General features: G+C 62.7%; 22 protein-coding genes. 3 read left to right on the plus strand and 19 right to left on the minus strand.

Annotation, left to right across the window (positions count from 1 at the left end; all coding sequences use genetic code 11):
* Window positions 1-129 precede the first annotated feature (129 nt).
* The 9 genes from purM to Q0747_RS12940 all read right to left on the minus strand — a co-directional run bounded on the left by purM (window position 130) and on the right by Q0747_RS12940 (window position 9,475).
* The gene (purM, locus tag Q0747_RS12900; RefSeq protein ID WP_298255281.1) at window positions 130-1,242 is read right to left on the minus strand and encodes a phosphoribosylformylglycinamidine cyclo-ligase; all 1,113 of its coding nucleotides are present in this window, start codon (window positions 1,240-1,242) and stop codon (window positions 130-132) included.
* On the minus strand, window positions 1,239-2,798 hold the full coding sequence (purF, locus tag Q0747_RS12905; protein ID WP_298255283.1) for an amidophosphoribosyltransferase: 1,560 nt from the start codon (window positions 2,796-2,798) through the stop codon (window positions 1,239-1,241). The genes purM and purF overlap by 4 nt, the downstream gene beginning before the upstream one ends.
* 91 nt (window positions 2,799-2,889) lie before the next feature.
* Window positions 2,890-3,999 (minus strand): EAL domain-containing protein, encoded by a 1,110-nt coding sequence (locus Q0747_RS12910; protein WP_298255285.1) that lies wholly within the window; start codon window positions 3,997-3,999, stop codon window positions 2,890-2,892.
* Between the two features lie 41 nt (window positions 4,000-4,040).
* Window positions 4,041-4,259, minus strand: a complete 219-nt coding sequence (locus tag Q0747_RS12915; protein WP_298255287.1) for a DUF1059 domain-containing protein — start codon at window positions 4,257-4,259, stop codon at window positions 4,041-4,043.
* Window positions 4,260-4,333: 74 nt separating this feature from the next.
* The gene (locus tag Q0747_RS12920) at window positions 4,334-4,846 is read right to left on the minus strand and encodes a hypothetical protein (protein WP_298255289.1); all 513 of its coding nucleotides are present in this window, start codon (window positions 4,844-4,846) and stop codon (window positions 4,334-4,336) included.
* A 19-nt stretch (window positions 4,847-4,865) separates the two neighbouring features.
* Window positions 4,866-6,293 (minus strand): DUF2079 domain-containing protein, encoded by a 1,428-nt coding sequence (locus tag Q0747_RS12925; protein WP_298255291.1) that lies wholly within the window; start codon window positions 6,291-6,293, stop codon window positions 4,866-4,868.
* Window positions 6,290-6,649 (minus strand): sterol carrier family protein, encoded by a 360-nt coding sequence (locus tag Q0747_RS12930; RefSeq protein WP_298255293.1) that lies wholly within the window; start codon window positions 6,647-6,649, stop codon window positions 6,290-6,292. Before Q0747_RS12930 ends, Q0747_RS12925 begins: the two co-directional genes overlap by 4 nt.
* A gap of 13 nt (window positions 6,650-6,662) precedes the next feature.
* Window positions 6,663-7,667, minus strand: coding sequence for an asparaginase (locus Q0747_RS12935; RefSeq protein ID WP_298255295.1), 1,005 nt, complete (start codon window positions 7,665-7,667; stop codon window positions 6,663-6,665).
* 158 nt (window positions 7,668-7,825) lie between these two features.
* A complete protein-coding gene (locus tag Q0747_RS12940) occupies window positions 7,826-9,475 on the minus strand; it encodes a molybdopterin-dependent oxidoreductase (protein WP_298255297.1) in 1,650 nt (549 codons plus the stop codon).
* A gap of 105 nt (window positions 9,476-9,580) precedes the next feature.
* On the opposite strand from Q0747_RS12940, the gene purD reads away from it, so the two are divergent.
* The 3 genes from purD (at window position 9,581) to Q0747_RS12955 (ending at window position 12,313) form a co-directional block, all read left to right on the plus strand.
* Window positions 9,581-10,882, plus strand: coding sequence for a phosphoribosylamine--glycine ligase (gene purD / locus Q0747_RS12945; RefSeq protein ID WP_298255298.1), 1,302 nt, complete (start codon window positions 9,581-9,583; stop codon window positions 10,880-10,882).
* Window positions 10,879-11,778: a phosphoribosylaminoimidazolesuccinocarboxamide synthase gene (locus tag Q0747_RS12950; protein ID WP_298255299.1), complete on the plus strand. Its 900-nt coding sequence runs from the start codon at window positions 10,879-10,881 to the stop codon at window positions 11,776-11,778. The genes purD and Q0747_RS12950 overlap by 4 nt, the downstream gene beginning before the upstream one ends.
* A gap of 184 nt (window positions 11,779-11,962) precedes the next feature.
* Window positions 11,963-12,313 (plus strand): helix-turn-helix domain-containing protein, encoded by a 351-nt coding sequence (locus Q0747_RS12955; protein ID WP_298255301.1) that lies wholly within the window; start codon window positions 11,963-11,965, stop codon window positions 12,311-12,313.
* 21 nt (window positions 12,314-12,334) lie between these two features.
* Here the strand turns inward: Q0747_RS12955 and Q0747_RS12960 are convergent, their stop codons facing one another.
* The 10 genes from Q0747_RS12960 to Q0747_RS13005 all read right to left on the minus strand — a co-directional run.
* Window positions 12,335-13,108: a TatD family hydrolase gene (locus Q0747_RS12960; RefSeq protein ID WP_298255303.1), complete on the minus strand. Its 774-nt coding sequence runs from the start codon at window positions 13,106-13,108 to the stop codon at window positions 12,335-12,337.
* Window positions 13,105-14,406 carry a hypothetical protein gene (locus Q0747_RS12965; RefSeq protein WP_298255305.1) on the minus strand — a complete coding sequence of 434 codons (1,302 nt, stop codon included), beginning with the start codon at window positions 14,404-14,406 and terminating at the stop codon, window positions 13,105-13,107. The genes Q0747_RS12960 and Q0747_RS12965 overlap by 4 nt, the downstream gene beginning before the upstream one ends.
* Entirely contained in the window at window positions 14,403-14,876 is a 474-nt protein-coding gene (locus Q0747_RS12970) for a hypothetical protein (protein ID WP_298255307.1), read from the minus strand. The genes Q0747_RS12965 and Q0747_RS12970 overlap by 4 nt, the downstream gene beginning before the upstream one ends.
* 358 nt (window positions 14,877-15,234) lie before the next feature.
* Window positions 15,235-17,115, minus strand: coding sequence for a P-loop NTPase fold protein (locus Q0747_RS12975; protein ID WP_298255309.1), 1,881 nt, complete (start codon window positions 17,113-17,115; stop codon window positions 15,235-15,237).
* 115 nt (window positions 17,116-17,230) lie between these two features.
* Entirely contained in the window at window positions 17,231-17,959 is a 729-nt protein-coding gene (locus tag Q0747_RS12980) for a M48 family metallopeptidase (RefSeq protein WP_298255312.1), read from the minus strand.
* A complete protein-coding gene (locus Q0747_RS12985; RefSeq protein WP_298255314.1) occupies window positions 17,946-21,044 on the minus strand; it encodes a type I restriction endonuclease subunit R in 3,099 nt (1,032 codons plus the stop codon). The genes Q0747_RS12980 and Q0747_RS12985 overlap by 14 nt, the downstream gene beginning before the upstream one ends.
* A complete protein-coding gene (locus Q0747_RS12990; RefSeq protein ID WP_298255316.1) occupies window positions 21,041-21,988 on the minus strand; it encodes a GIY-YIG nuclease family protein in 948 nt (315 codons plus the stop codon). Before Q0747_RS12990 ends, Q0747_RS12985 begins: the two co-directional genes overlap by 4 nt.
* Entirely contained in the window at window positions 21,985-23,217 is a 1,233-nt protein-coding gene (locus tag Q0747_RS12995; RefSeq protein WP_298255318.1) for a restriction endonuclease subunit S, read from the minus strand. Before Q0747_RS12995 ends, Q0747_RS12990 begins: the two co-directional genes overlap by 4 nt.
* Entirely contained in the window at window positions 23,214-25,694 is a 2,481-nt protein-coding gene (locus tag Q0747_RS13000; RefSeq protein ID WP_298255320.1) for a class I SAM-dependent DNA methyltransferase, read from the minus strand. The genes Q0747_RS12995 and Q0747_RS13000 overlap by 4 nt, the downstream gene beginning before the upstream one ends.
* A 193-nt stretch (window positions 25,695-25,887) precedes the next feature.
* A partial coding sequence (locus Q0747_RS13005) for a hypothetical protein (RefSeq protein ID WP_298255322.1) occupies window positions 25,888-26,576 on the minus strand: 689 nt, incomplete at its 5' end.

A 26,576-nucleotide genomic window follows, 5' to 3' on the forward strand; every position in this document is an offset into this window, starting at 1 on the left:
TCCTCGAGGCGCATGACCTTCGAGCGGCCGGCACTCGAGCTGCCGACCCGGCGCTTCACCGCTCCCGCGGTCGGCAGCTCAAGTGCCGTCGCTCGGGAGGACGTCGTCCGGGTCGGGCGTCCCGATGGTTCAGGTGTACGCCCCGACGAGGCGCACCGATCCGCCGTCCACGCCCTTGGCGCCCTGCACGTAGTCCGGGCCGTCGGTCGATCCGCCGGCAGGGGTACCGACGCTTCCCATGACCCAGGAGGGCACGCCTGCTGCATTGAGCCGGGCGACGGCGGCATCCGCCCCGGCGGCGCCGACGATCGCCACCATCCCCACCCCGAGGTTGAGCGTGCGCTCGAGATCCGGGAGCGGCACGTTGCCGAGGCCTGAGACGAGGGAGAAGACGGGAGGCAACGCCCACGTGGAGCGGTCCACGGTGGCCTCGAGACCGCGCGGCAGGACCCGCGCCAGATTCGCGGCCAGGCCCCCGCCCGTCACGTGGCTGTACCCGTGCACCTGCGCGGCGTCGTCACGCGCCAGGGCCAGGCAGTGCGCGGCATAGATGCGCGTGGGTTCCAGGAGTTCCTCGCCGAGGGTCCGGCCCAGCTCGGGGACCTGGCGTTCGAGGGACCAGCCGGCGTGGTCCATGACCCGCCGGACGAGGGAGTAGCCGTTGGAGTGCAGACCGGAGGACGCCATGCCGATCACCACGTCGTCCTCCCGCACACGGTCGGGTCCGAGGACGTGCGCGGCCTCCACCACACCGGTCGCGGCGCCCGCGACGTCGTACTCGAGGTCGCCGAGCAGGCCCGGGTGCTCGGCCGTCTCCCCGCCCACGAGGGCGGTGCCCGCCAGCGTGCAGCCTGCGGCGATGCCACGGACGATATCGGCGATGCGCTCGGGGACCACCTTCCCGCACGCGATGTAATCGGTCATGAAGAGCGGCTCGGCGCCGACCACCACGATGTCGTCGACCACCATGCCCACGAGATCGAGCCCGATGGTGTCGTGGATGTCCAGGGCCTGGGCGATCGCCACCTTGGTGCCCACACCGTCGGTGGACGTCGCGAGGAGGGGCCGCGTGTAGCTGAGGAGGCGGGAGGCGTCGAAGAGCCCGGCGAAACCGCCCACGCCGCCGAGGACATCCGCGCCGTGCGTCGCGCGGACCGCGTCCTTCATGAGGTCGACGGCGCGGTCGCCGGCCTCGACGTCCACCCCTGCCCCTGCGTAGGTGATGGGGTTCGGCGAGCTCATACCCGTTCCTTCTTGTCGTCGTCGGTCAGCAGCACTTCGAGCTCGGCACCCGGTCCCGGGTCGCAGCCCGTGGCTCCGACCTTGTCGGCGGGATTGAGGCGTTCGAGGAGTTCCTTGCCCCGGCGGTCGTCGTCGGCCAGCGGGATGGGGTACTTCCCGGTGAAGCAGGCGGTGCACAGGCGCCCGCGTGGCTGCCGGGTGGCGTCGATCATGCCGTCCTCGGAGATGTAGGCGAGGCTGTCGGCGCGGATGGACGTGGTGATCTCCTCCACCGCGGCGCCGTTGGCGATCAGCTCCGCCCGCGAGGCGAAATCGATGCCGTAGAAGCAGGGCCAGCGCACGGGGGGCGAGGAGATCTTCACATGGACCTCTGCCGCGCCGGCCTCGCGCAGCATCCGCACCACGGCGCGCTGGGTGTTCCCGCGGACGATCGAGTCGTCCACCACGATGATGCGCTTGCCGCGGATCACGGACTCGAGCGCGTTGAGCTTCAGCCGGATGCCGAGCTGGCGCAAAGTCTCGCTGGGCTGGATGAAGGTGCGGCCCACATAGGCGTTCTTCACGAAGCCGTGGGCGAACGGGATGCCGGACTCCTCGGCGAAGCCGACCGCCGCCGGGGTGCCGGACTCGGGGACCGGGATCACGATGTCCCCCAGCGCGGAGTTCTCGCGCGCCAGCTGGCGGCCCATCTCCACCCGCGCCTCGTACACCGAGCGCCCGGCGATCGCGGCGTCGGGCCGGGCCAGGTACACGTACTCGAAGACGCAGCCGGCGGACGTCTGCGGGGCGAAGCGGCTGCTGCGGACGCCGTCCTCGTCGATCGCGATGAACTCCCCGGGTTCGATCTCGCGGATGAAGCTCGCACCCACCGTCGCGAGGGCGGCCTGCTCCGAGGCGACCACCCAGCCGCGTTCCAGCCGGCCCAGGACGAGCGGGCGGACACCGTGGGGATCCCGTGCCGCGTACAGCGCGCCCTCGTCCATGAAGACGAAGCAGAACGCGCCGTGGATGGCGGGCAGGAGCTCCAGCGCCGTCTGCTCGAGCGAGCGGTCGTCGTCGCCGTCGAGCAGTGCGGTCACCAGCGCGGTGTCGGTGGTGTTGCCCTGGGCCAGCTCCCCGGCGCGGGGCTTCCCGTGCCGGGCGAGCACCATCTGGTAGAGCTCGGCGGAGTTGGTCAGATTGCCATTGTGCGCGAGGGCCACCGTGCCGGCCGCGGTGGCGCCGAGGGTGGGCTGAGCATTGGCCCAGAGGGAGGACCCGGTGGTGGAGTACCGGCAGTGTCCGACGGCGATGTGCCCGGTGAGGGTGTTCAGCGTCGGTTCGTCGAAGACCTGGGACACCAGGCCCATGTCCTTGTACACATTGATGCGGCGGCCGTCGCTGGTCGCGATACCCGCCGATTCCTGGCCGCGGTGCTGCAGCGCGTACAGCCCGTAGTAGGCGAGCTTGGCGACCTCCTCACCGGGCGCCCAGACGCCGAAGACACCGCAGGCGTCCTGCGGTCCTTTCTCGTTGGGGAGAAGATCGTGGGATAGCTGTCCGTCACCGCGCACCATGCGGTCATTCTCTCATGCCTCCTGCGCCGACCCGCGTGGTGCCGGCGTCCGGACGCTCGGTGGTGACTGCGCCCCGGCAGGTCACGTCCGGTCAGGGAAGGGCGGCGCGGGTCTCTCCCGCGAGCGCCCCGATGAGCCGCTCCATGCGGGCGATCCCCACGTACCTGCCCGCGTTGTCGCTCACGAGCAGCGGGGTGAAGCGCGACGTCGGATCCCTGGTGATGGACCGCGCCAGGGCCTCGTCCACGGGGGTGTCCAGATTGACGACCAGCCCGGCGGTCACCAGACCCAGATAGGCGGCCTCCTCGGACAGGATCGCGACGGGCCGCCGGCCGTCGAGGAGGACGACATCGGTGACGTGCGCCCCCTCGGCGAAGATGGCAGCGGCCGCCTCGTGGGACGACGCCGTCGGTGCGTGCTCGAGGATGCCGCGCACCAGGTGGGCGCTCGCGGCGTCCGGGCGGGTGGTGAGCCGCAGGGCGAGATCCGGGTCGAGGGAGGACCAGGGCGGTGCGGGCCTGCCGAGCAGGTACCCCTGGACGAGCGGCACGCCGAGGCCGGCGATCACGTCGAGTTCCTCGACGCGCTCGATGCCCTCGGCCAGGATCCAGGCGTCCACCCGGCTCGCGAACAGCCCGAGCATCTCCAGCAGGGCCCGCTTCGCCTCGTCGGTGTCGATGTCGCGGACCAGCTCCCGGTCCATCTTGATCATCGCCGGGCGCAGGGCGAGCAGATGCTGCAGACCCGCGTAGCCGGAGCCGGCGTCGTCGATGGCGATGAGCGCCCCCGCGGACTTCAGGGCGTTCAGGTGCGGCTCCAGCTCCAGATAGGAGTCGATGGGCGTCTGCTCGGTGAGCTCGACCATCACGCCACCGAGGGAACCCTGGTCCGCCCACACGCTGCGGATCTCCGGCGACGCAAGCAGGTGGGGCGAGACGTTGACGGTCATGAAGCAGTTGCCGGGCAGCGAGGCGCGGTGCTCGAACGCGCGGCGCAGCGCCACGGCCTCGAGCTGCGCGTCGCAGCCGGCGCGGCGCGCCCGGGAGAACCAGGCCTCCGGGTTCTTCTCCTCGTAGCCGGGGAAACGGACGAGGGCCTCGTAGCCCACGATCGTGCCGTTGCCGGTACTGATGATGGGCTGGTACGCGGCGCTGACCCCCTCGCCGGTACAGGCCCTGAGGAGCTCGGTGTCCTCGTGCACCCTCGGGTCGTCGCTTCCGGTAGCGCCGGTGGGGGCCTTGCTCAGACCGTGACGATGTTGCTGCGGACCGCGCTGACGAGCTCCGGGCTGATCTCGGTCAGACCGTGGGCGGACGTGGCGTGGGGTGCCACCTGGGCGAGGATCTCGTCCTCGGTGCTGCAGACCCAGCGGGCGTTGCAACCGGGTACGACATCTCCACAGGCGAATGACTTCATGGCGTGCTCCTTGATGGTCAGGGCGGCGTTCGAGTGCCAGCTCACTCTAACTGTCGACCCCCGCGAGCGGGCCGTTAGCCACTCCGACACGGGCGTTGACAGGAGCGGCGGGGAGGAGATCAGGCCTCGTCGTCGAAGGTCCTCTCCGCCCGCGCCCGCTCGGCCTTGCGGATGCTGCGACGGTCGATGACGAGGACCAGCAGTGCTGCGAGAAGGAGACCGGGGACGGCGAACGCGACGGTGAAGAAGCCCAGGACCGAGCCGCGGGTGAGGGTGGGGTCGACCGGGCCGGTGTAGGCGACCACGAGGGCCGCGAGGAAACCGAGGACGGCGCCGAGGACCATGAACGGCACGATCTTCGGGGCTCTCCGGACCGTCACCTCACGGTAGCTCGGCTCACCGGGGACAGGAGCGTCCGTGGTCGCCGGCGGGGCCGCTGGATTGTCACCGGCGGTCTCCTGCGACGGTGTCCGATCGCGGTCCGTCGGGGTGGGCTGGCCGTCCGCCGGGACGGCGCCCCGGGTGTCGGCGGGCTCGGAGGCATGCCCTGCGGATTGCCCTGCGGATTGTCCGGTGGATCGCCTGGCGGGTGGCTCGGCGGGATCGGTGGGCGGATGCTGCTCGGAGGTCATGCCAGAAGGCTACCGGGATTCAGCGTTCGGCCCGCACGAGCTGGTAACCGGCCTCGTCGAAGACGACCGTGTAGTCGGTCTCCGGATAGAGCTGCTCGGCGTGGGCCTCGGCGTCGGCGGGACGCACCGGACCCCAGCTCCAGTCGTCGGCGTCCACGATCAGGTAGTCGGGCGCGGGATTGGTGTTCCCGATCCAGTACACCCGTGCGTCGGGGACCAGGTAGGCCATCAGGACCACGCCGCTCTCCACGGAGGCGCCCTCGTCGACGAGCTCCAGCATGCGGTGCGCTGCATCCCAGCGCTCCGACTGCCGGTAGGTCTCCGGCTCCGCGAGGACGGCGAACTGCTGGGCGGGCAGGAGGACCAGGCTCGCGGCGGCGGCGAGGGGCACCCCGAGCAGCGACGCGGTGCGGGTCGTCGGGCGGGAACTCGTGCGGAGCGCGTGGACGCCGTCCACCAGGGCCAGGAACAGGACCGGCATGAGGACCGCGCTGTAGTGCCACTCGGGCCCCCAGTACCCCTCCTGGCTCGAGGCGAATCTCCACAGGAGGGTGGGCAGCAGCACCAGGGCCAGGGACGAGCGCAGGAAGAGGAAGCCCCCGGCGAGCAGGAGGAGCAGGAGAGAGTGGTACTTGGCGGGCCCGGAGACGAGATCGACGACGGCGGAGGCGGGATCCGCGAGCATCCCGCCGACGTCGATCCGGTCCGAGTAGTCGTACTGCCCGCCGGTGTTGAGTGCCGGCAGGATCAGCGCGACCGACAGGACGAGCCACAGCGCGCCCCAGGCCGCGAGCCACAGACCTGCGACCGAGCGCAGCCGCCAGGCGATCACGAGGCCGAGCATGATCACCGTGAGCCCGAGATCCTCCTTGACGAGGACCAGCAGGCCGCCCCAGACGACGGCGGGCACCACGCGGCGGCGCAGGACGGCCTCGAGGGCCAGCGCCAGGAGCGGGACGGCGAAGGCGATCTCGTGGAACTGCGCCGCCACCGCCGACTGCAGTCCCCAGGAGAGCGCATATGCGAGACCGACGACGATCCCCGGCGCCGTCCCGAGGAGGCGTATCGCGGTCCGCGATACGACGGCCACGGACACTCCGAAGAGGAGATTCTGCACCACCAGGAGCGTCAGGGCCGACGGCGCCACCGCATAGGCCGGTCCCAGCAGGACCAGCAGCGGATGGAAGTGGTCGCCGAGCAGATTGAAGCCCTCGCCCTTGATGGGCACGATCGGAGCGCCCGGCCCGGCGTAGGCCTTCGCGAGCTGCGTGAAGATCCCGAGATCCCACGACGGCGACGCGAGGCGGTACCACTGGGTGAGGGAGAAGAGGGTGTAGAGCAGGGTGGCGCCGAGACCCGTCAGCCAGGCGGCGCCGGGCTGGTGACGCCCGGCGGCCGGCACACGCGTGCGCAGGGTCCGGTCCACCACACGGGTCACTGCGTTCACCACCGCGCGAAGGGCAGCCACGGGCTGAGGTCGGCACGCTGGCCCGACGCCGCGATCCTGCCGGCCGCCACCGCGTCCGCCCACGTCAGGGAACCCGTGACCAGGGCCAGCCAGGTGGCGGCGTCCGTCTCCACGACGTTCGGCGGGGTGCCGCGCGTGTGGCGCGGACCCTCCACGCACTGGGTGACACCGAAGGGAGGCACACGGACCTCCACGCTGTTGCCGGGAGCCAGCTCGGCCAGTTCCTCGAGCGTGAACCGTACGGCCGTGGCGAGCTCGGCACGGCCGGCGGCCCCTGCGGCGACCTGCTCGAGCGCCAGCCGGCCGTCCTGCGCCGTGATGCGTCGTCGCGCCATCGGTCCGCCGCTCCTAGTCGAGCAGCGCCATGACCGGCGCGGCGAGCCGGAGGCTGCCCACGGGCAGTCCTCCGCCGAGGACCGGCGGGACCACCCGTTCCAGGACCGCTCCGACGGCGTCCGCGTCGATCGCACCGGTAGCGGCGAGGAGGGTCAGGCCCACGAGGGTTGCGGCGCGCGAGTTCCCGTCGAGCACCTTCAGGGCCAGCGCGGCCCCGGACGGCGCGCCGAGGACCAGCACGCCCTCCGCCCCGCTCTTGGCCAGGATCCCGAGCTCCTCCATGACCACGGAGTTCTCCATGCCGCGTCCGTGGACCGCCCAGGGGTAGTCCAGCATCGCGGTGGTGATGGTTGCCGCCCGGGCGTCCGCATGCTTGTCGGAGGGCGCCTTGGCCATCTTCCCGATTCCCCGGGCCAGGCCGGTCAGCGAGACCGCGGCCACGGGAGCGCCGCAGCCGTCCACACCCCAGGCCGCCACGGATTCCTCCGTGTACTCCTCGATGACCTCGGCCACGGACCGCTGGAGCGGGTGGGCCGGATCCAGGTATGTCGCGGTGTCCCAGCCGTTCTCCACGCACGCCCAGAGGAACGCCGCGTGCTTCCCGGAGCAGTTGAACGCGATGCGCTGCTTCCCCTTGCCGGCGCGCACCAGCTCGTTGCGCGCCGCCTCGTCCTGGGGCCAGTCCGCGGGGCACTGCAGGTGCTCCTCGGTGAGGGAGGCGGCGTCGAGCATGGTCCGGACCACGTCCATGTGCTCAGTGCCGGCCACGTGGCTCGCAGCGGCGAGCGCCACCTGCGGTCCGCGCAGCGGCACGCCGGCCTTCATGCTGGCGAGGGCCTGGAACGGTTTGAGGGTGGAGCGCGGGAAGATCGGGCTGGTGATGTCCCCGAGTTCGGTGACCACGGAACCGTCGGACGCCAGGACCACGGCCGAGCCGATGTGGCGGGACTCGGTGAAGCCGTTGCGTTCGAGGACGGCGAGGTCCACGGCGTCCGCCGTGGTGAAGGTGGAGGGCATGCGTCCAGTATTCACCATGTCCTGCGGCCGTCGGTGCCTGTTCGTGTACGGCGCCCGGCACGACTGCGCCCACCGGAGGGAACGGACATCCGGTGGGCGCAGATCGTTCGGAGCGGGACGCTCCGGGTCTGAGGAGAGGCAGAACCTGGGTGTCGGGCTCAGTCCACCGTGAACTGCACGAGCTGCCAGCCCGATGCGCCGTCGGGCACGGTCTCGGCCCGCTCGTCGGTCTGGAGACCGTCGACGGCGTCGGTGGCGCGGGCGCGGATCGTGTGGAGCCCTGCGTCGAGCGTGACCGCGTGGGACCACTGCCGCCAGGTGTCCACGGAGGCTTCCGCGGCGAGGTCCACGGCCTCCCAGGCGCCGTCGTCCACCGAGACCTCGACCTTCGTGATACCCCGCTGCTGGGACCATGCGACACCGCCGATCATCACCTGACCGGCGTCGACCGAGGCGAACGGCTTGGGGACCTCGACGCGGGTCATGGTCTTGATGGGACCGCGCTCGGCCCAGCCGCGGTCCGACCAGTAGGCCGTGGCGTCGGCGAAGCGGGTCACCTCGAGATCCACCACCCACTTGGTGGCCGAGACGTAGCCGTAGAGCCCGGGTACCACCATGCGCACGGGGAAGCCGTGCTCGGCCGGCAGCGGTTCGTCGTTCATCGCGACGGCGAGGATCGCGTCGCGGTCGTCCTGCAGGACGGGCAGGGGAGTGGAGGCGCTGAAGCCGTCGGAGCTCGTGGAGAGGACCATGTCGGCGCCGTCGAGGGGGCGGGCGCGGGCGAGGACCTCGCGCAGGGGGTAGCCGAGCCATTTCGCGGTGCCCACGAGGCCGCCGCCCACCGGGTTGGAGACGCACGTCAGGGTGATGTGGCGTTCGATGAGGTCGGCGTCGAGCAGGTCCTGGAAGGAGAGTTCGAACTCCTCCTCGACCATCCCGTGCACCCGCAGCACCCAGTCCTCGGCACTGAGCTGGGGCACGCTCAGCGCCGTGTCGATCCGGTAGAAGTCGCTGTTCGGGGTGACGAAGGAGGTGACGCCCTCCACGGGCGACTGGACGCCGTCGGGCAGCGGGGGTGCGGGGCTCGCAGGAGCCGGGAACCGCAGGCTGTCCCGGGCGGCGGCGAGATTGCTGCGGGCGCCGGCGAGGAGGCGGCCTCCGCCGGCCGCGGCAGCCGCGACGACGGCGGTCACGCCCGCCGCGGCGAAGAAGCCGCGGCGTGAGGTGGCGTGACCGGGCGTCCCCGCGGAGCTGGTGGACCCCGTGCGGGGGAGTTCGTCGCCGGGCGCGGCACCGGCTGCGGCCTCGGGCGCCTCGGAGCTCTCCGTGCCGGTCGGGCGGGTCGCGGCGTCGTCGGCGCGGTGCAGCCGGGCGACGAGCCAGCGGAGAGCGAGCAGCCCGGCGGCGGTGCCGATCACGGTCGGGATCATGTCCGGGAGGGAGGCCCCTGCGCGGGTGAGCACGGCGGCGAGGATGATCGCACCCATGAGGAGCACCCCGGCGGCGCCGAGCACCCACCGGCGGTAGGCCACGACGCCCAGCACGGCGGCGAGGAGCGCGATCGTCACGCCCATGCCCACCAGGAGGGCGAGCTTGTCGTTGGTCCCGAAGGTCTCGATCGCGAAGTCCTTCATCCAGGACGGCGTGAAGTCGATGAAGGTGGAGCCCATCGCGATGACCGGGGTTGCGCTGGCGCGGAAGAATGCGCCCACGAGCTCGGCGACACCGAGCACCTGGCCCGCGGCGATGATGCCGGCGAGCGCGGCCAGGACGGTGCTGCCGCGGCGTCCTCTGGTGGAATGTGTCATGCCGGGTATTCGGAGGGGCGCGGCAACAGTATGGGTGGCGGCAGGCTCCGTAACAGGTACCCGGGCTCTGGGTGGGCCGGAAGCCCTCCAGTACGCTGTCCTACTGTGAAGATTCTCGTGCTGGGCCCCGGCGGCCGCGAACACGCCATCGTCCGTGCTCTGCTTGCCGACCCGTTCGTCGCGGAGGTGCATGCGGCCCCCGGCAACGCGGGGATCGCCCAGGACGTGACCGCGCACCAGCTCGACGCCGGCGATCCCGCCGCCGTCACGGAGCTGGCCCGTGGGCTCGGCGTGCACCTCGTGGTCATCGGCCCGGAAGCACCGCTCGTGGCCGGGGTCGCCGACGCCCTCATCGAGGCCGGGATCCCCGTGTTCGGTCCCACCCGGGCCGCGGCGCAGCTCGAGGAGTCCAAGGCCTTCGCGAAGCAGGTCATGGCCGCAGCCGATGTCCCCACGGCGATGGCGCGCGTGGCCACCACCGAGGAGCAGGCCGACGAGGCCCTCAGTACCTTCGGAGCCCCCTACGTGGTGAAGGACGACGGACTCGCCGCCGGCAAGGGCGTGGTCGTCACGGACGATCCGGACGAGGCGCGGGCGCACGCGGCAGCCTGCTTCCGGGCCGGGAGCGCCGTGGTCATCGAGGAGTACCTCGACGGACCGGAGGTCTCCCTGTTCGTCCTCTCCGACGGGCGCACCGTGGTCCCGCTGGCGCCCGCGCAGGACTTCAAACGCATCCGCGACGGGGACCAGGGCCCCAACACCGGGGGCATGGGTGCTTACTCGCCGCTCGACTGGGTGCCCACGAGCCTCGTCGCCGACGTCGTCACCCGGGTGGCCCAGCCGGTGATCGACGAGATGGCCCATCGGGGAACCCCGTTCGCCGGCGTCCTTTACATCGGCCTGGCACTTTCCTCCCGCGGCATGCGCGTCATCGAGTTCAACGTCCGTTTCGGCGATCCCGAGACCCAGGCCGTGCTCGCGCGACTGACCACTCCGCTCGGGGGCGTGCTGCTCGCGGCGGCCAGGGGCACCCTCGAGGACCTGGACCCGCTGAACTGGTCGCCGAAGACCGCCGTCGCCGTGGTGCTGGCCTCGGAGAACTACCCGGACGCACCGGTCACGGGCCGCCGCATCCGCGGGCTGAAGAAGGCCGCCGCCGTCGAGGGGGCACGGGTCCTCCACGCGGGCACGGCACTCCAGGACGGGCATATGGTCAGTGCGGGCGGCCGGGTGCTCACCGTCGTCGGGCTGGGGGCCTCGCTCGAGGACGCACGCGCCACCGTCTACGAGGCCCTGGGCCGCATCTCGCTGGAGGGCGCGCAGTTCCGCACGGACATCGCACTGAAGGCCGCCCGCCACGAGATCGGTGCCGCGCTCGCCGGCGGGCCCTACGGCACGACGCCGTGACGGTCTTCGCCCCCGACCACCCGGAGCTGCCTGGCTGGCGGCACGTCTACTCCGGCAAGGTCCGAGACCTCTACGCGCCGCTCGACGGGCGCGACGACGTCGTCCTCGTGGTCGCGAGCGACCGCATCAGCGCCTACGACCACGTCCTGGCGACGGAGATCCCCGACAAGGGACGCGTGCTGACGCAGCTCAGCCTGTGGTGGTTCGGGCAGCTCGACGGGATCCCGAACCACGTGCTCGCCGCCGACGCCGCCGATGGGGTGCCCGCCGCCGTGGAGGGCCGGGCGATGATCTGCCGCCGGCTCGCCATGTACCCGATCGAGTGCATCGCGCGCGGCTATCTCACGGGCAGCGGCCTGCTCGAGTACAGGGCCTCGGGGACGGCGTGCTCGCTCCCGCTGCCGGACGGTCTGGTGGACGGCTCGCCGCTGGACCCGGCCCTGTTCACGCCGTCGGCCAAGGCCGAGGTGGGCGAGCACGACGAGAACATCACCTACGACGCCGTCGTGACGATGGTGGGCGACGACGCCGCGGCGCAGCTGCGCGCGCTCACGCTCCAGCTCTACACGCGCGCCGAGTCCATCGCCCGGGAGCGCGGGATCATCGTCGCGGACACGAAGGTGGAGTTCGGCCTCGATCCCGTCACCGGGAGGATCACCCTCGGCGACGAGGTGCTGACGCCGGATTCCTCGCGCTTCTGGGACGCCGCGCTGTACGCGCCGGGGCAGGCCCAGCCGTCGTTCGACAAGCAGTACGTGCGCGACTGGCTGACCTCGGACGCCTCGGGCTGGAACCGCACCTCGGAGCCGCCGGCGCTGCCCGACGACGTCGTGGAGCGGACCCGTACGCGCTATGTCGAGGCGTACGAGCGGCTCACGGGGCGCTCCTTCACCTGACAGGAGCCTGTTCGTGGCCGGATCCGCGGTGGAGCTCCGGCCGGTTCAGCCCCGAACGACGGAGGACCCGCCGGCTGCCGCCGGGGGTCCTCCACTTCCATCGGTCGAGGTCCTTGCAGGTTACTCGAAGCATGGTTGCCACAAAGTTGATCAGCTTGCGACCATCGCGGCCGTACTAAAACGGATGGATTTGCGCCACATCAAGCCGCGTTCGTCCCAGCCTATGCCGAAGACGCAGCGTTACCGCCTTGCCGATCGCTTCACGGCCGACGAGCTGGCTCAACTCGTCGCTCGCTATCAAGCCGGCGAAATGAGCACGGCATTGGCTCGCGAAAGCGGTATCGCCAAGTCGAGCTTCCTACGCCTGCTCGCCGAGCACGGTGTTCCTTCCAGGCCTCGCGGTCTGACGCCAGCCAAAGAGAATGAGCTTCGTCGGCTCCGCAAGCAGGGGATGATCATCCGTGAGATTGCCAAGCACGTTGGCTGTAGTTACGACACTGCTCGAATTTTTCTACTGCACGGTACTGGAAGGTAGCAGTTTCGCGAAGGGTCTAGATCAGTTCCGTGCGGCAGACAGCATGCGCTGGACAGGATTCGGGAGCAATGCTCCAACTTTGACCTCATCTACCAGATGAGAGAAGTTGACCCAGGTCTGCTGGCGGATCTTTTCAGTCGTTGTTCCGTGCAGTCTGGCGAGCGCTGTTTCGACATCAGCAATAGCGCCAGGCTGCCTGGGCGATGAAGAACTGCGGTCTCCGGATGGATGATCAGTCTCTACTAGGAGTCGATCAAGCGGGATCATCACTAGATCCTCTACATGTTGCATGTTGGCGGCATTTACAGAGAATCGGCAACCAAGATCGAGGGCGCGTTTTGTTTGGGTTTCCGTGCCTCGCCACCAGTGGAGTACTGCTCCCTTAACTCTTATGGTTTCCAAGGCTTCAAGCGTTCGCCCCGTAGCGCCTGAGCTATGAACGGACAGAATTCTGGGGGTTTCCTGTAGATGTGTGAGGATCGACCGGAAGACCCTGTCTTGGTCTGCCATCGGTACTTTGGATCGACCATCAAGTCCCACCTCACTGACATAAGCACTCGATGATATGAGTTCTGCGAACTTGGACGGATCGTAGGAGCTTTGTGCTTCGGCGATGCCAGGGTGACAGCCCACCCCCCAGATGGTGACCTGATCGTTCCGGTCTTTGACGCTCTTGTATTCGTCGAGTGTCCTGGTGGCCGCAAAAACGACCGCGCCTAGTCGCTCAAGGTCGGTTGCACCGGTATTTGGGCTAACGTGCGCGTGAAGATCAAGGGGGGGAAGCGATCTGGTCATCCGAGGAGACTCCTGAGTTCTTCGATGCCTCGCTGGCAGAGTGTCAGAGCGTCCTTTGCGGCATAATCTTGGGGCAACGACATTGTCATCACGTCACGTGGACGGATGCCGCGACGGGCAAAGTCACGCATGGGTTCCACGATGGACTTCTGCTTGACGAATGCGCTGAACTGGCCGCTAGTGTCATCGACGAGGTAGGTAGTCTTGTCCGCCACTCCTGAGGCAGTGAACGACGACTTTCTTACAAGGCAGCCAAAGCACACCCCACAAGAGGAGCCTGCTGGCGCGCCGCTATAGCGCGCATCCGTGTGTGAGCAAGAGTTGGTTGCAGAGAGATACGCCGATGCTGCGTCGGCACCAATCGCACCTGCGACTAGTTGAAACATGTCCCCTTTAGTGAGGCCCTCGAAGGGATTTTCAATTTCTCCATGACCTCCAACGCTTTGCATCAATTCGCTCAATCCACGAAGGAACCGGGGGTGGGTTGTGTGCGTGGACAGGCTGCCGCGTCGATCAGCTCCAAGAGGAGGGTTAAGTGATGCGAAACCGTTCTCGGGGATCCATAGTTTCGAGTTGGCCCGTTCAGCCACGGCAAGTCCAAGGGCGAGGAATAACAACGAACGCGATCGACTGGAAGGCTCATCTCGGAATGCGGTCCCATCGAGCCGTTTAGAGCCGCGGTGAAGTCTGAATTGGTGATGAACTTGCCGTACTCCCGGCGCAAATCCTCCGATTGAGGTCACGATGTTCTGCTGAACAGGCGAGAGTGCGGTCGAGCTGAACTGAGAGACTAAAGCATGGGATTTGCCTTCACCAAGCTCTATCGCTGACAGCAGGGCGCCGGCAGCCGAGTCGGCGCCACCACTAAGGAGTACCGTACGATCGAAATGTTGCTCGTCGAGAGGGAGTACACCATCCTCAGGGGCTGTGGCTTGTGCAAACTGAAAAACCCAGCGATCGCCAGACAGGAATCCAACCAACTGACTGAGCTGCCGCGCGTGCGAGTTCCAGGCGGCGGGATCATTAACCTCGACTGTGATATCGAAGTCGCGGACGTTCCAGCTCGATCCTCCACCCTCGCGGAGCACAGATCTATCCGCGCCGAAAACAGCTAGTGCAATCCGCACCAGATCCACATTCAGCGGGTTAACGGCTCCGAGTCCGCCCAAATGAGGGTCGACCGATCCCACAAATGTTGATCGTCCATCTCGTGTCCACAGGAACGTTTCGTCATAGCCGCCGTTTTGTTGAGCTGCCTCAGCGTTAGCTTCAGAGATAGTCAGTAGTATCCGGGTCATGGCTGCACTCCGAAAATCATTCCGATATCTCGGATTCCAGTCTCGATGGCCTGCGCCATCTCTCGTTCGGTTGCGCCAGTGGGATTAAGAGATGCCTGCGCCGCATACTCGGCGGCCACATCGCGGATCTGTCGCTCGACGCCGTGGCGCTTCTCGTAACTGACGTCCTTTGCATAGATGGTAGACGAAACCTCCGTCAGTGCAGTCTCAGCGATGGTCGTCTCGATTGACTTCCGTACGACTTCTTCTGGTGTCGGCGGTTGATCAATGGGCTGCTCAAGAATCCAGGCGACGACATCGGCGACGATGTCACGCTCCTCGGCGTCCGCAATGGTGCTATCTGCCGGGGATCCGAAAGCGGCCTCGATAATCTTGATGCCGATTGCAACAGGATCACCCAGCGCCTGTAGATCGTCATAGTTGAGTCCGGCCTGCTGCAAAACTTCGCGATTGGCGGATGAGTACGCCAATGCGAGGCGACCGGCTCGGCCGGCTGCTCGCGATACTCGTCCGACAGAGCGTGTGGCGCCACCCGATGATCGGCCTCCACCACCACCGCGACTGCCGCCACCACCAGAGCTAGGACCATCACCCCCTGCGCCACCACCACGTGGGCGCAGGAGTACGCGCAGCGCCGGCCCAAGGTCTATTCCGGGGTCCTGCGCGGGGAGTGTCGACGGCGATGACTCACCAGGGTTGCCTGATTCATCAGTGCCGCTCGAATCCGCGCCGTCTGCAGCTCCGGGCAGTCCGGGCCCGTCAAGCCAATCAGCGATGTTATCGCGCAGGTCACTAGCGTCCTTGCCGCCGCTTCCCCCAAATGAGCCGCTAGTTCCCATTGATTTTGCTCCAGCCTCCCTCAACAACTCTGATTGCCGCATGTAGCTGTGCGTCGTCGGTTGATGCCTTCCAAATGTCGAGTACAGGTTGGAATGATGCTGTATCGAGTGGCCGCAGCTTGACGATGGTCGCAGGCTCGACGTCGGCAGCTGGCAATCCCTTGAGTGCTGCAATGACGTTTGGCAGGGTAACAGGTTGTTCGCGTGCCATACGAAGGAGACTTTCTACGGTGAATTTCTGAATGCTTGGCTGATCACGGGTACGCCGTCCAAGGTGACTCACCAATGCCTGAGCGTCGAGCTCGGGTAGAGCCTTGAGGGTGGCGTCGGTAACGCCCGCACGATCAAGCTTGAGGCCTGAGGTCAGCGCGGCGGCAAGGTCACGAAGCCGTTCCGGCAGGCCAGTATCGATGACTTCGATCTTTGCGAACGATGCCGCCAAGTACAAGTATCCGGATATTGCCGTTGCGTCCAGGACCGGGGGGAGCTTTGCCCAACGTCGGAGGGTGTCCGAGAAAGCATCCTCTCGCGACGCGGCAGGGGTCTTTTCTTCGGGCTTTGTTGACGCGCGCTTGCCTTTGACAGGCGCTTCCTCGACAGCGTTGCTACTCTCAGCGTCTGTTGACTGTGCGGTGCCGTTGGCGGCGAGTTCAAGGGCTTCAAGCTTGTCTCGTAATTGATTAGAGGCCAACCAATCGAGGACAGTGCGGAAGTCATCGGTAAGGATTCGCTCGAGCACCATCAGCTTGGCGACCTCGTCGGCTTTCAGCGTGAACCCTCGGCGGCTTGAAATAGCTCGACGGACATTCAGGTCGTTTAGGAAGCGCTTGATGCGGCGCGGGTTCCCATGGAACTTCTCGTAGAGAATCGGCGTCAGCCGGGCGGCCGTAATCAGGTGTTCCCCAAGCGCACCGCCTTCCTGCACTTCAACGTCATCAAGGCTGCCGCCGTCAATTCGAAGATCGTCGCATTGGGTAACGAGTTCTTCGTAGGTGGCAACATCAATTTCGCTGTCGCTCTTCGCCAGCAAGAGAAAGAGGTAGGCCTCAGTGTCGAAGCGACTCAGGGTTGGCAGGGGAATCGTGGTTTGGACGATTTTGTGCAGATAGAGCTTTGCTGGATCTTCTTCTTCTGGGCCCCCAGTGCGGGTGCCAAACTTCTGCTGAATAGCTTCGGCAACACGGTCCTCGTCTGCCGCAATAACAAATGACATTCCTTTGGCAGATAGGAAGAGTCGAATGGCCTCAAGTGTTTCGACGACTGTGTCAGGCAAGCACCGATCAAGGTCGTCAACAAGCACGACCACCCGAGACAGGTGTTCAAGGGAAGGATCGGCGAGGAGCTCTTCGAAATCCTTTCGGAATGCCGCCATCCCCTTTTCGGTTTCGAGGCTCTCCGGATCATCGCTGACCAGGTCGAAGACATCGTCCACCTTGGGGAGCTGCATCGTGATGGCGGTGCGAGAGGCCATTTTAACCGCTTTTGACCAGTTGACCTTCTTCACGAGTTTTTTAAAGGCAGCGAGACCAGCCTTGCCGACAGGGTCCTCGGTATCGAATTCCTCGTTCAAGGCGGCAAGAACCTCGGCAATGAGGCTCTCTTTGGGCCCGACCGCAGGGTCATAGCCCCAGGGTTGTGTAAGAATCACCAACACCTTTCCGTCCGCGGTGACGGATCGCTCTTCAATTTCGGCCTTAACTAGTTCCAAGACACTGGTTTTGCCGCTACCCCACGCGCCTGAAAGGCCAACGGCAACCGGATCAAGTTCATCATCGAACAAGGCATCGGCAACAGTCTCGGCAACTGCGCGAAAGGCCAGAAGGTCTTGGATGGCTGGTTCATCCGACAACAGCGGGAATGTCACCTTCATAGCGCACGCCCCTTGGAATTCACAGCATAGCTGAGATACCAACCCCTGCGGATGGATGCGTTGTTCGCACGGCTAGATGGTGCCGCGGAGCTTCGAATTGATATGTCTCTTGTTTTCATTTCTTTCCCCAGTTTTCTTCAGCTAATGGCGCTGTATTCAGCTCGTCTCGGCGGGCTCGCCAGTCCGGAAGAAACCCGTCCATCAGTTCGGTGAAGTGGTCGTTGTGATTCCGTTCCAGGAGATGAGTCATCTCGTGTACGACGATGTATTCCAGACAGTTGGGATGCTTTTTGCCTAGCTCAAGATTGAACCAGATGTGGGCGGACTCGCGGTTGCAGCTGCCCCACTTCGTTTTCATGCGACGCACGGTCCACCTGGCCACATTGCGACCAATGATCGGTTGCCACTTAGCTAGGAGTTCAGGGATCTCGTGTTTGAGCGCCGAGCGGTACCAGTCATCCATGGCTTCGCGACGAGTGTCCGGAGTACTTGCTTCGGGGGCGTGTAAGGTCAGGCGCTTGCCGGTGATATCAAACCGAATCCGACCATGCTCGTTCACGACATTCAGTCGGTATCGTTGCCCCCAAACATAGTGAGATTCTCCTGTGACCATTTCGCGTTCGGTCTGACGGACTGCGCTACGAAGCTGCTCCCGCTGTTTCTTGATCCATGGCAATCGCTGCACGACAGCAAGCCTGATGGCATCATCATCGAGTCGTTCAGGCGCCGCGACGCGCACCCGGCCGAGGGGAGGGTAGACGGCGATATGCAAGTTTTTGATGTTCTTGTAGATAACATCGACATCGATCCCGGAGACGGTGAGGTAGGCGCTAGCGGTACTCATTTCGGGCCTTTACCAAATCAAAGAGTTCATCGAAACGGTCGAAGTCAACCGGTAGGACACGACGAATTGCTCGCGCCACTTCCTTCTCCTTGAACGTGTTGCCAACCCAACCGTGCGGTTTGCTCGTCATGATGGCAGTGTCGACCTGGATCGGAGTGGCCGGATCAGCCCAGCCGAAGTCGACGATGGCACGCTGCGCACCGTTTGATGCCCAAGCAGGGTAGACAGTGTCAGACTCTTTTGAGCCAACCTTCTTTGCGTGGGCGATGAGCTGCTCAAGGTATTCCTTGTAATCGATGGCACCCTTGCGGCGTTGCTCGATGATCGCGTCAAGAAGGGTAGACATGCTCTCGTAGTACTTCGGGTTCATCGCGTTCTCATCGACGATGACTTTACGGATGTTGTTCGCGATGGTTTCGGCGACAGCTTCAGGATCCTTCTTGATCCCGGTAGGGAGCTTGTCAATCGCAGCCGTACCTTGTTCAACGATCAGGTCAACGAGCCCAACGTTTTGGAAGTCGGCGACGACTTCAGATGCATCGGCTCGGATGTAAGTATCGAGTAGGAAACGCATGCCAGCTTCATATTGCTTGAAATCGACATTCTCACCAGCACCAAGTTTCACTTCATCACGCACGGCGACGTAGTGGGTGACTTCCTTGGCAATCGCTGCAGTTTCAGTCGCGCTGTATCCAGCCTCGGCCATGTCGTTGGCGATGGCTCCGTAGGTACGAACCAAGGCGGCCACGGACTTGTAGAGTTCGACGCGCTTGGCTTCGTTGTTCTTGATCTGCTGGGCGTTGCCCTGTTCGATTGCGCAGAAGTAGCGCTGGTACTGAAGTGTTCCCTGGGGTGGTTCGACGGCTTCGCAGAGCGCGCGGATGCGTTCGAGGGCTTCGTCGAGGTCTTCGCGTGCTTGTTGGACGCGGTCTTTGAGTAGCCCCTCGATGTCGGACTTCTCGTAGCCGTCGAGAGCTCCGGACGTATAGTCCGTGATGGCGTCTTCCAGGGAGTTGAAGAGGTCCTGATAGTCAACGATGTAGCCATAGTCCTTGTCGTCGCCGTCGAGACGGTTGACGCGGCAGATGGCTTGGAACAAACCGTGGTCGCGCATCTTCTTGTCGATGTATAGGTACGTGGCTGCTGGCGCATCGAATCCGGTTAACAGCTTGTCGACAACGATCAGGAGGCGCATCTGGCCGGGCTCGTTGATGAAGCGGTCTTTAACTTCCTTTTCGAACTGCTCGATCTTCGTGACCGCTTGGTCAGCCGGTTCATCGAAGTGATCGGCCAGCATTTGCCGATAGATGTCGTACTGGCGCAGCTTTTCCGTTGCACCGTGACCTGAGTCCTCTTTGGAGATGTCGCTGGCCTGAGGGACGTAACTTGTGACGATGGCGCACTTGCCCTTGAACCCAGCTTGGCAGAACATCTCGTAGAATTTGCAGGCCTGATAGATGCTGGATCCGACGAGCATGGCGTTGCCCTGGTTGTCCATGAGGCGCGGCTTCGTCTCCATGTCGAGCAGGATGTCGTTGACGATCTGCTTGGAACGCGGCTCGGAGCTGACGACTTTTTGCATCGTGCCCCAGCGCTTCTTGAGCTCAGCCTTGGAAAGATCAGTCATGCCCTTGGTCTTTGCCTCAAACCACTGATCGATTTTGGCTGATGAGATCAGATCCTGATCGATGTTGCGGGCCTCGTAGCGTAGATCGAGCACCACGCCGTCTTCGACCGCTTCGTTGAACTTGTAGGTGTGGATGAAGCTACCGAAGGTCTCGATGCTGGTTGCTTTGTCCGCTTTGAGCAGCGGGGTACCGGTGAATCCGATGAACATAGCCCCGGGCAAAAGCTGCTTCATGGCCTTATGCATTTTGCCGGACTGGGTGCGGTGGGCTTCGTCGACGAAGACGAACAGATTGCCCTTAGCTGAGAAGCCAACCGGAATCTTCGAGTTGAGCTCGGTGATGAAGTCGCCATCGGCGTCGTTCTGTGCTTGATCATCGTCTCCGCCGCGGAACTTGTGCACCAGCGAACACATCAGCCAAGGGTCATTGCTGTTTAGAGAACCGATGAGATCGGCGCCGCTCTTCGTGCGGTAGATGTCCTCGTTGACACCGCTGAAGACTCGCTTGATCTGATCGTCTAGCTCAGTACGGTCAGTGATGATGAGGACACGAGCCTGGCTGTCGCCGCGCGTCTGATGTTCGCGGATCCATTTAGCCAGCCACACCATAGTGAGGGATTTGCCCGAACCTTGGGTGTGCCAAATAATGCCGCCTTCGCGCTTGGCAATGCGGTCCTGGGCAGCCTTGACGCCGAAGAATTGGTTGTGGCGGCAAGTCTTCTTTGTACCACCGTCAAACACCATGAAGTCATGGATAATCTCCAGGAATCGGCTCTTCGAACAGATCTGGACGAGTGCACGATCGAGCGGTTCCTCGATGTCAGAAGGTTCTTTCCATTCAAGCCAGTACCTCTCGGCTGTATCGATGACTCCGTAGCGCAGTCCTTCAACGTCGTTGCCGGCCATGACCAGCTGCACCGTGCTGAAGAACGGACGGATGAAGTCTTTCTTTTGGTTGCCGATGTTCTGCCGGATACCTTCGGAGACAGCGACCTTTGACCGTTTGAGTTCGACGACACCAAGCGCCAAGCCATTGACGTAGATGACGACATCCGGTCGCTTGTTGTGTTCACCCTTGATCGAGACTTCTTCAGCGACAGCAAAGTGGTTTGCTTCGGGGTTGTGCCAGTCCACCAGCCAGACCGTCTCGGTCTGTTCGCCGATACCGGGTTTGACCTTCACTCCGTAGCGGAGGAGGTTGTAGACCTCGTGGTTAGCTTCGTAGAGATTGCGGCCACCGCCCAGCGACGCGGTCTTCTTGAACTGCTCAACGGCTTTGTTGATCAGATTGGCGTCGTAGCCGCGGGCCTGCAGGTTCTGTTCAAGCAGGCCGACTTCGATGTGCGAATTGTTTTCGCGATACTCCCAGTTGCCCAGGTACTCGTATCCAAGCTCCTGCTGGAACAGGTCGACAACACGGTCTTGAGTCTTACGTTCAATCTGTCCAACTGTGCTCATGATTCATTTCCCCCAAAATTACTTTCAACATCCTGATTCTGCCAGCTTCCGAAGCTTATGCCCGTTCCTGGAACACGCCATTCGACTCGGCCGTTTGCCGCTCTGCCCGCCACGATTGCCGCCGCGGCTGATGGGCCGCGGAAGACGATGTCTTGGGTGAAGATAGCGGAGTCTCGGCCGTCTTGAACAAGCTGCCCGCTCTTGAGGAGCTCGTCGTGGAGAAGTTCGTAATTACTTGAATTCTCGGTGAAGGAGAGTCGGGCCATTGAACCCTTTCTTACCGTGAACTCGCCATCGACTTCTTGCGCCATTGCTCGGATGCCGTACTTCTTGACGAACATCTCGAAGATCGGCGAGATGGAAGGATCGGTCGGAGCTACTACGTCTGTCGGGCCTGATGGCTGTCTGGTTGTCGTCGTCGTCGTCGTTCGAAAGATGTTGACGCCCAGCACAGGTAGAACGATCTTGGCCTGCGCAACAAAATACTCCATGTCCGAGACATCGGACTCTGGAAGTGGCAGCAGTGGGGGTGCTGTGCCGTTGGTTAGACGGGAACGGTTAGCCTCTATCGCCAATGAGATGAACCGCGACTCCAAATAGCGGGCGTGGGCTTTGGTTAGGTTCGTGTCCTTGCTGGTGAGGACGATCGCCCGATCCCAGAAGTCTTTTCCACCCTGATCTTCATTGCGAGAGTGATGATAGAGACGCTTGGCGACATCATCACCTTCGCCGATGTATGCGAGCGATCCCCCCATACTTTGTGGATCGTCTCCAAGAAGAATATAGATGCCCGTCCGCGACGCTTCGGGGCGTTTCAACAGGGCACCGAGGTCTGATCGTGGGGCAGCAGCAACATGACCGGTCCAGTTCATGATTTCAGCTGTCAGCAAGCCACCGGGTGTTCCGTCAGCCAGGAAGAGCCGCACAGACTTACCGACGCTCACGCAGGAAACTCCGCAGGCTGCAGTCGCGTGCGGCCCGTTAGTAGTTCCTGTATCAAGCCTTGTTTGAGACTCTTCGCCTTGGCTAAACGAGATTGCAGTACGTCAATAGTTTCCGAAACATCACTCAGTGCCGTCGCGATCGCTCTTTGCTCCGCTATTGGTGGTAGTGGTATTTCAGTCTTCTTGGCATTCGTTATCGTGTAGGTGCCTACGGTGGTGCCAGATGAGCCATCTGATATCTGTCGCTCCACGAGCGGGGTAGAGTACAAGAACTTAAGGAAATTGCTATCAACTGTCTCCGAACGCTTTAGCCACAAGATGTTTCCGTCCTTAAAATAGAATTCGTCACCTGGCTTTACGACATAGGTCTTGCCGAGTGTCCCCACTCCGGTTACAAGAAAATCTCCTGGCTCTGGCGCCCCGTAAAGGCGTCGGTATTCATCGAACATTGCTCGGTCGATGAAGAGATCGTTGTCTACTGTGCCACACACGCCCAAGATCGCGAGTTCGCGTGCTCGATAAAATGGCACGCCCGATGCCCTCCAATCTCGCTGGAAAACACGCTTGCTTGATGTAATCTCAAAGTGATCACCAAGAACTGCCGTGCTCCAGGGTCCACTGAAACCAGGAATGCGCTTCTTGCCGGTGAGAAGTTCTTGCATCATGCCTTGCTTAATTGTTTGCTCTTTGGAGATTAACTTCTCCAAAGAACTAATCAGAGACTGCGCATCATTCAGTGATCGAGAAATTCGAGCCTGCTCTGCTTTCGGCGGCTTAGCTATTTGGATTTTTGAGCAGGAGTCTTTATTTAGCTTCGGCTGCGCGGTTCCAGTGTTGTATTCAGAGTAATCCAAGCTCTCAAGATAGGCCGTCAAGTAGTCAATGTCGAAGTCCGGAGTCGGACGCAAGACATGTGCATAATTATTGACCCATATTTTTCCTGATACTTTGAATGCTAAAGGAACCTTTCGGCTGAGTATATTCTCACCGTCTTCGCCAAGTAGAATTAAGTCTTCATCGAAGATGTAGTCATTCACGTAATCGACTATCCCGGATGCCCCGAAATAGGGATAGATGCCTTGCATGTGGGCTCTATCTGAACTCTTTACCGGCTTTCGGGCGCTATCCAAGAAATCGACTGCAGAAATCAATGGCACAGTCTCCCAAACCTGGGTTGTCTGCCTAGTGTTAGTTGGATTCAGCTCTGCGCTAGTCACAAGCAAGCTCATTCCACCCCCATGTTTGCGAGATGCTGGGCAACCTTGAGGTTCAGCGCCTCGACTTCGGCCTCTAGATCGCTGAGAGTCGCGTCGTATCGCTTGCCCAATTCCTTAATTCGGGCAACTAGATTGTAGGTTAGTTTCGTTATTTCGCCTGTGACGCCACTAATGACCGCAGTTCTCCATTTGTCATCGAGGACAAGCTGCTGGACATCTTGCTCAGTGAGCTTGCCGTAGTGGTTGAGCGTGGCGGTATCCAATCGGGTTTGCGCGTCCTTCTGGAGTTTCTTCGCTCCAGATTCTCTGTTGTAGAGTGCAATCAGGTGCTCGAGAGCCGTAATTTCTTCTGGATCACCGCGTTCATTCTTGGCAACGCGGAGCCTCGCGCTGGCCAGAGCCTTACTGATCTTGCCATCGTCCAAGGCTTCGGCGAGCAAGCCGTCGTCGGAAGCGTGCTCCTCGACATATTCCTCAATCTGGCGTGTTGCTTCCTCAGCCGCGGCGGTCAGATCGTCAATCTGGGCCTGGTCGTGGGCGAAATATCGGGTGACTATAAGTGTCGGAGGGACCAAATCCATCTTGTATTTGTCTGCATTCCGTCCTGAGCCGACCACCATGTCGGCCGTCTCGGTGATTTTTAGGTCTTTGTCCTCGATGGTTTTGCGTGGCTTGGCTGCGTTTAGCCATCCCTCATTCATAAGCAAGAAGACATCATCGTGCATGACGCTATGCCAGTAGGTCATCAACTGCTCATAGATGTCATACGCATCCACTAGGGGAGTGTCTTTGAATCGGCTCAGTAAGTTATCTCCAAGATCGGAGATCAAGTCATTTGGGTTAGTATCGCTCGTAATATTCTCTAGTGCTGGGCGATAGGCTGCGTACCAATCCGCCACTTGGGTTCGCGCTATTTCCAAAAAGCTGGTGAACTCGGCTGAGTCGAGGATCACTTGCTGGACATCGGAAATATCGATGATCAACTCGCTGTAACCGTTTTGTCCGTTACTTGCAAACAGTCGTTGACGTAGAGCTGGAAATGCGTCCCAGCTTGCACTGAGTGCGTCTATGTCGCGGTCGGGTATGCCACCGTGGATGTGAGCATAGAGATCTTGGATATCCTCCGGATCGGATGAGTCGACATAGCGTGGAATGTTGAGGTTAAAATCATTGGTTGCATTGCCGATTTCGCTCAGCGGGACCATGCGAGAGTAACCTTCGATCTCCAGATTTTTCCCGAATACGTCAACAATTTTATGCATGTCCTGGGAGCGCAGTCGATTCTTGCTGCTGTCCTTGAGGTAGCCGGCAGAGGCGTCGATCATGAATACTCCGGTACGACTCTGAGCATTCTCCTTGTCGAGCACGATGATGCAAGCTGGGATGCTGGTGCCATAGAACAAGTTGGCCGGCAGTCCGATGATGCCCTTGATGAAGCCGCGTTTAAGGAGCTGTTTTCGGATGATGGCCTCAGCGTTGCCGCGGAAGAGAACTCCGTGGGGAAGAATAACTGCAGCCTTACCCGTGCTCTTCATGGACTTGAGGATGTGGAGTAGGAAAGCGTAATCACCATTCTTTTCAGGAGGGGTCCCGTATTCAAAGCGCCCAAACTCGTTCTCGAGGCCGTTGCTCCAAGACTTAATGGAAAAGGGTGGGTTGGCTACAATGTAGTCGAATGTTTCGAGACTGCCGCCAGTAGTGAACTGGGGGCTGGTGATCGTGTCACCTTTGCGTATATCGGCGATCTCGTTGCCGTGCAGGATCATGTTCATCTTGGACAGGGCCCAAGTGGCATTGTCTTTTTCCTGGCCGTAGATAGTCAATCCCTGGCGAGATTCAGCCGCAACCTTTAGAAGTAGTGAGCCCGAACCACAGGTTGGATCGTAGACCGTTGCGGACCGCGGGGTGTCAGGGGTGACGCTGATCAACTTGGCGATAACACGTGAGACCTCTGCCGGCGTGTAGAACTGACCCTTGGACTTGCCGGACTCGGTGGCGAAATGACGCATGAGATATTCGTAAGCATCGCCCAGTAGGTCGTCGCCCTCAGCACGCGAACCGCGGAAGTCGAGTTCCTGGAAGATAGTAACCAGCTTCGAGAGCCGGTCCTGCATCTCCTTGGCCTTGCCGAGCTTTTCCTCATCATTGAAGTCGGCCAGGTCAATGACCTTTTGCAGGTCGTTGGCTTCGGCGAGCTTGGCGATGATCTTGTTGATCTTGTCGCCGATCTCCTTATCACCTTTGACGGCGACCATCTCATCGAAGGATCCGCCTGCAGGCACATCAATAAGAGAGTTGGGGTCCGTCTTAGCCTTGTCGGAGACGTACTTTACGAACAACATGGTCAGGATGTAGTCCTTGTACTGGCTGGCATCCATGCCGCCACGCAGCTCATCACAGCTCTTCCAGAGTGAGCTGTAGAGATCCGATTTTTTGAGCGCCACGGCTCGTACCCCTTGCGTTGATCCTGATTCAGTTGAAGTTGTCATGTGGCAGTCTCCAGCCACGCGACGGTAGCTACTTAGTGTTGGTTTCAATCTACCGGGGAGCGACGACAAATCAGGTGAGGTCGGGCTGTGCGAGGTAGGTTTGCGGGTGGGGAGAGACCTCAACCACGACCCGCTAACTGGCCTAAAGTATACCACAAATGGCATATATCTTATAGGTCACTGAGCCTCTCGCTTACTGCCCTATAGCGAGAAGGTCGATCGTCGCAATCGTGCGATAGACGGCGAAGCGGACGTCGAAGCCATGGGGGAGCTTGGCGTGGTTTTCGAGCGTGACGGTGCGCATAGGTGCATCCCGTCCTTCGATTGAGATGCTGATCAGTTTCAACTCGTCATCGATGTTGGGCAAATCCGGCAGCGGTAGGGTGACGCGGTGTCGCTTCATCGTGTAGGTGTCGTTGCTCGCGGTGGTGACAGGGTAGTCGTCGAGGTCGACCACGAGCTCGCGTTCCTCTGGTTCGTCGTCGACGCCATAGGCCCACAACCGGATCAGGGGTGCACGACTAGGCAGGGATGCCGTTGTCATCTGGTCGATAACGATCATCAGGCCGGATTCGGCTGTCCCTGTCACTTCAATGCCAAGTAGCTCGCTGCCAAGCCGCCCCTGGATGTCAGCTAGGTACACCAGCTCCGCGGCAATGGTCTTCAGGCCGGCGTCGCTCCATCGTCGTGCGCTTCGCTGATCTTTCACCTCTGTGTCGGAAAGCGCCTCCGCCGTCTGTTGAAGCCGGTCGAGAACACTATCGGCTTTGACGCATATCGACAGGGCAGCTGCTGCCTCATTGCGGGCTCTTCGGACATCCGGTGGGGGTGAGGATCTGAGGCTGTCCGGTTGAGGGGTGGCGGGAAGGGGTCGAGGTCCCC

It is taken from the genome of uncultured Arthrobacter sp., assembly GCF_947493765.1.
Taxonomy (GTDB): domain Bacteria; phylum Actinomycetota; class Actinomycetes; order Actinomycetales; family Micrococcaceae; genus Arthrobacter_D.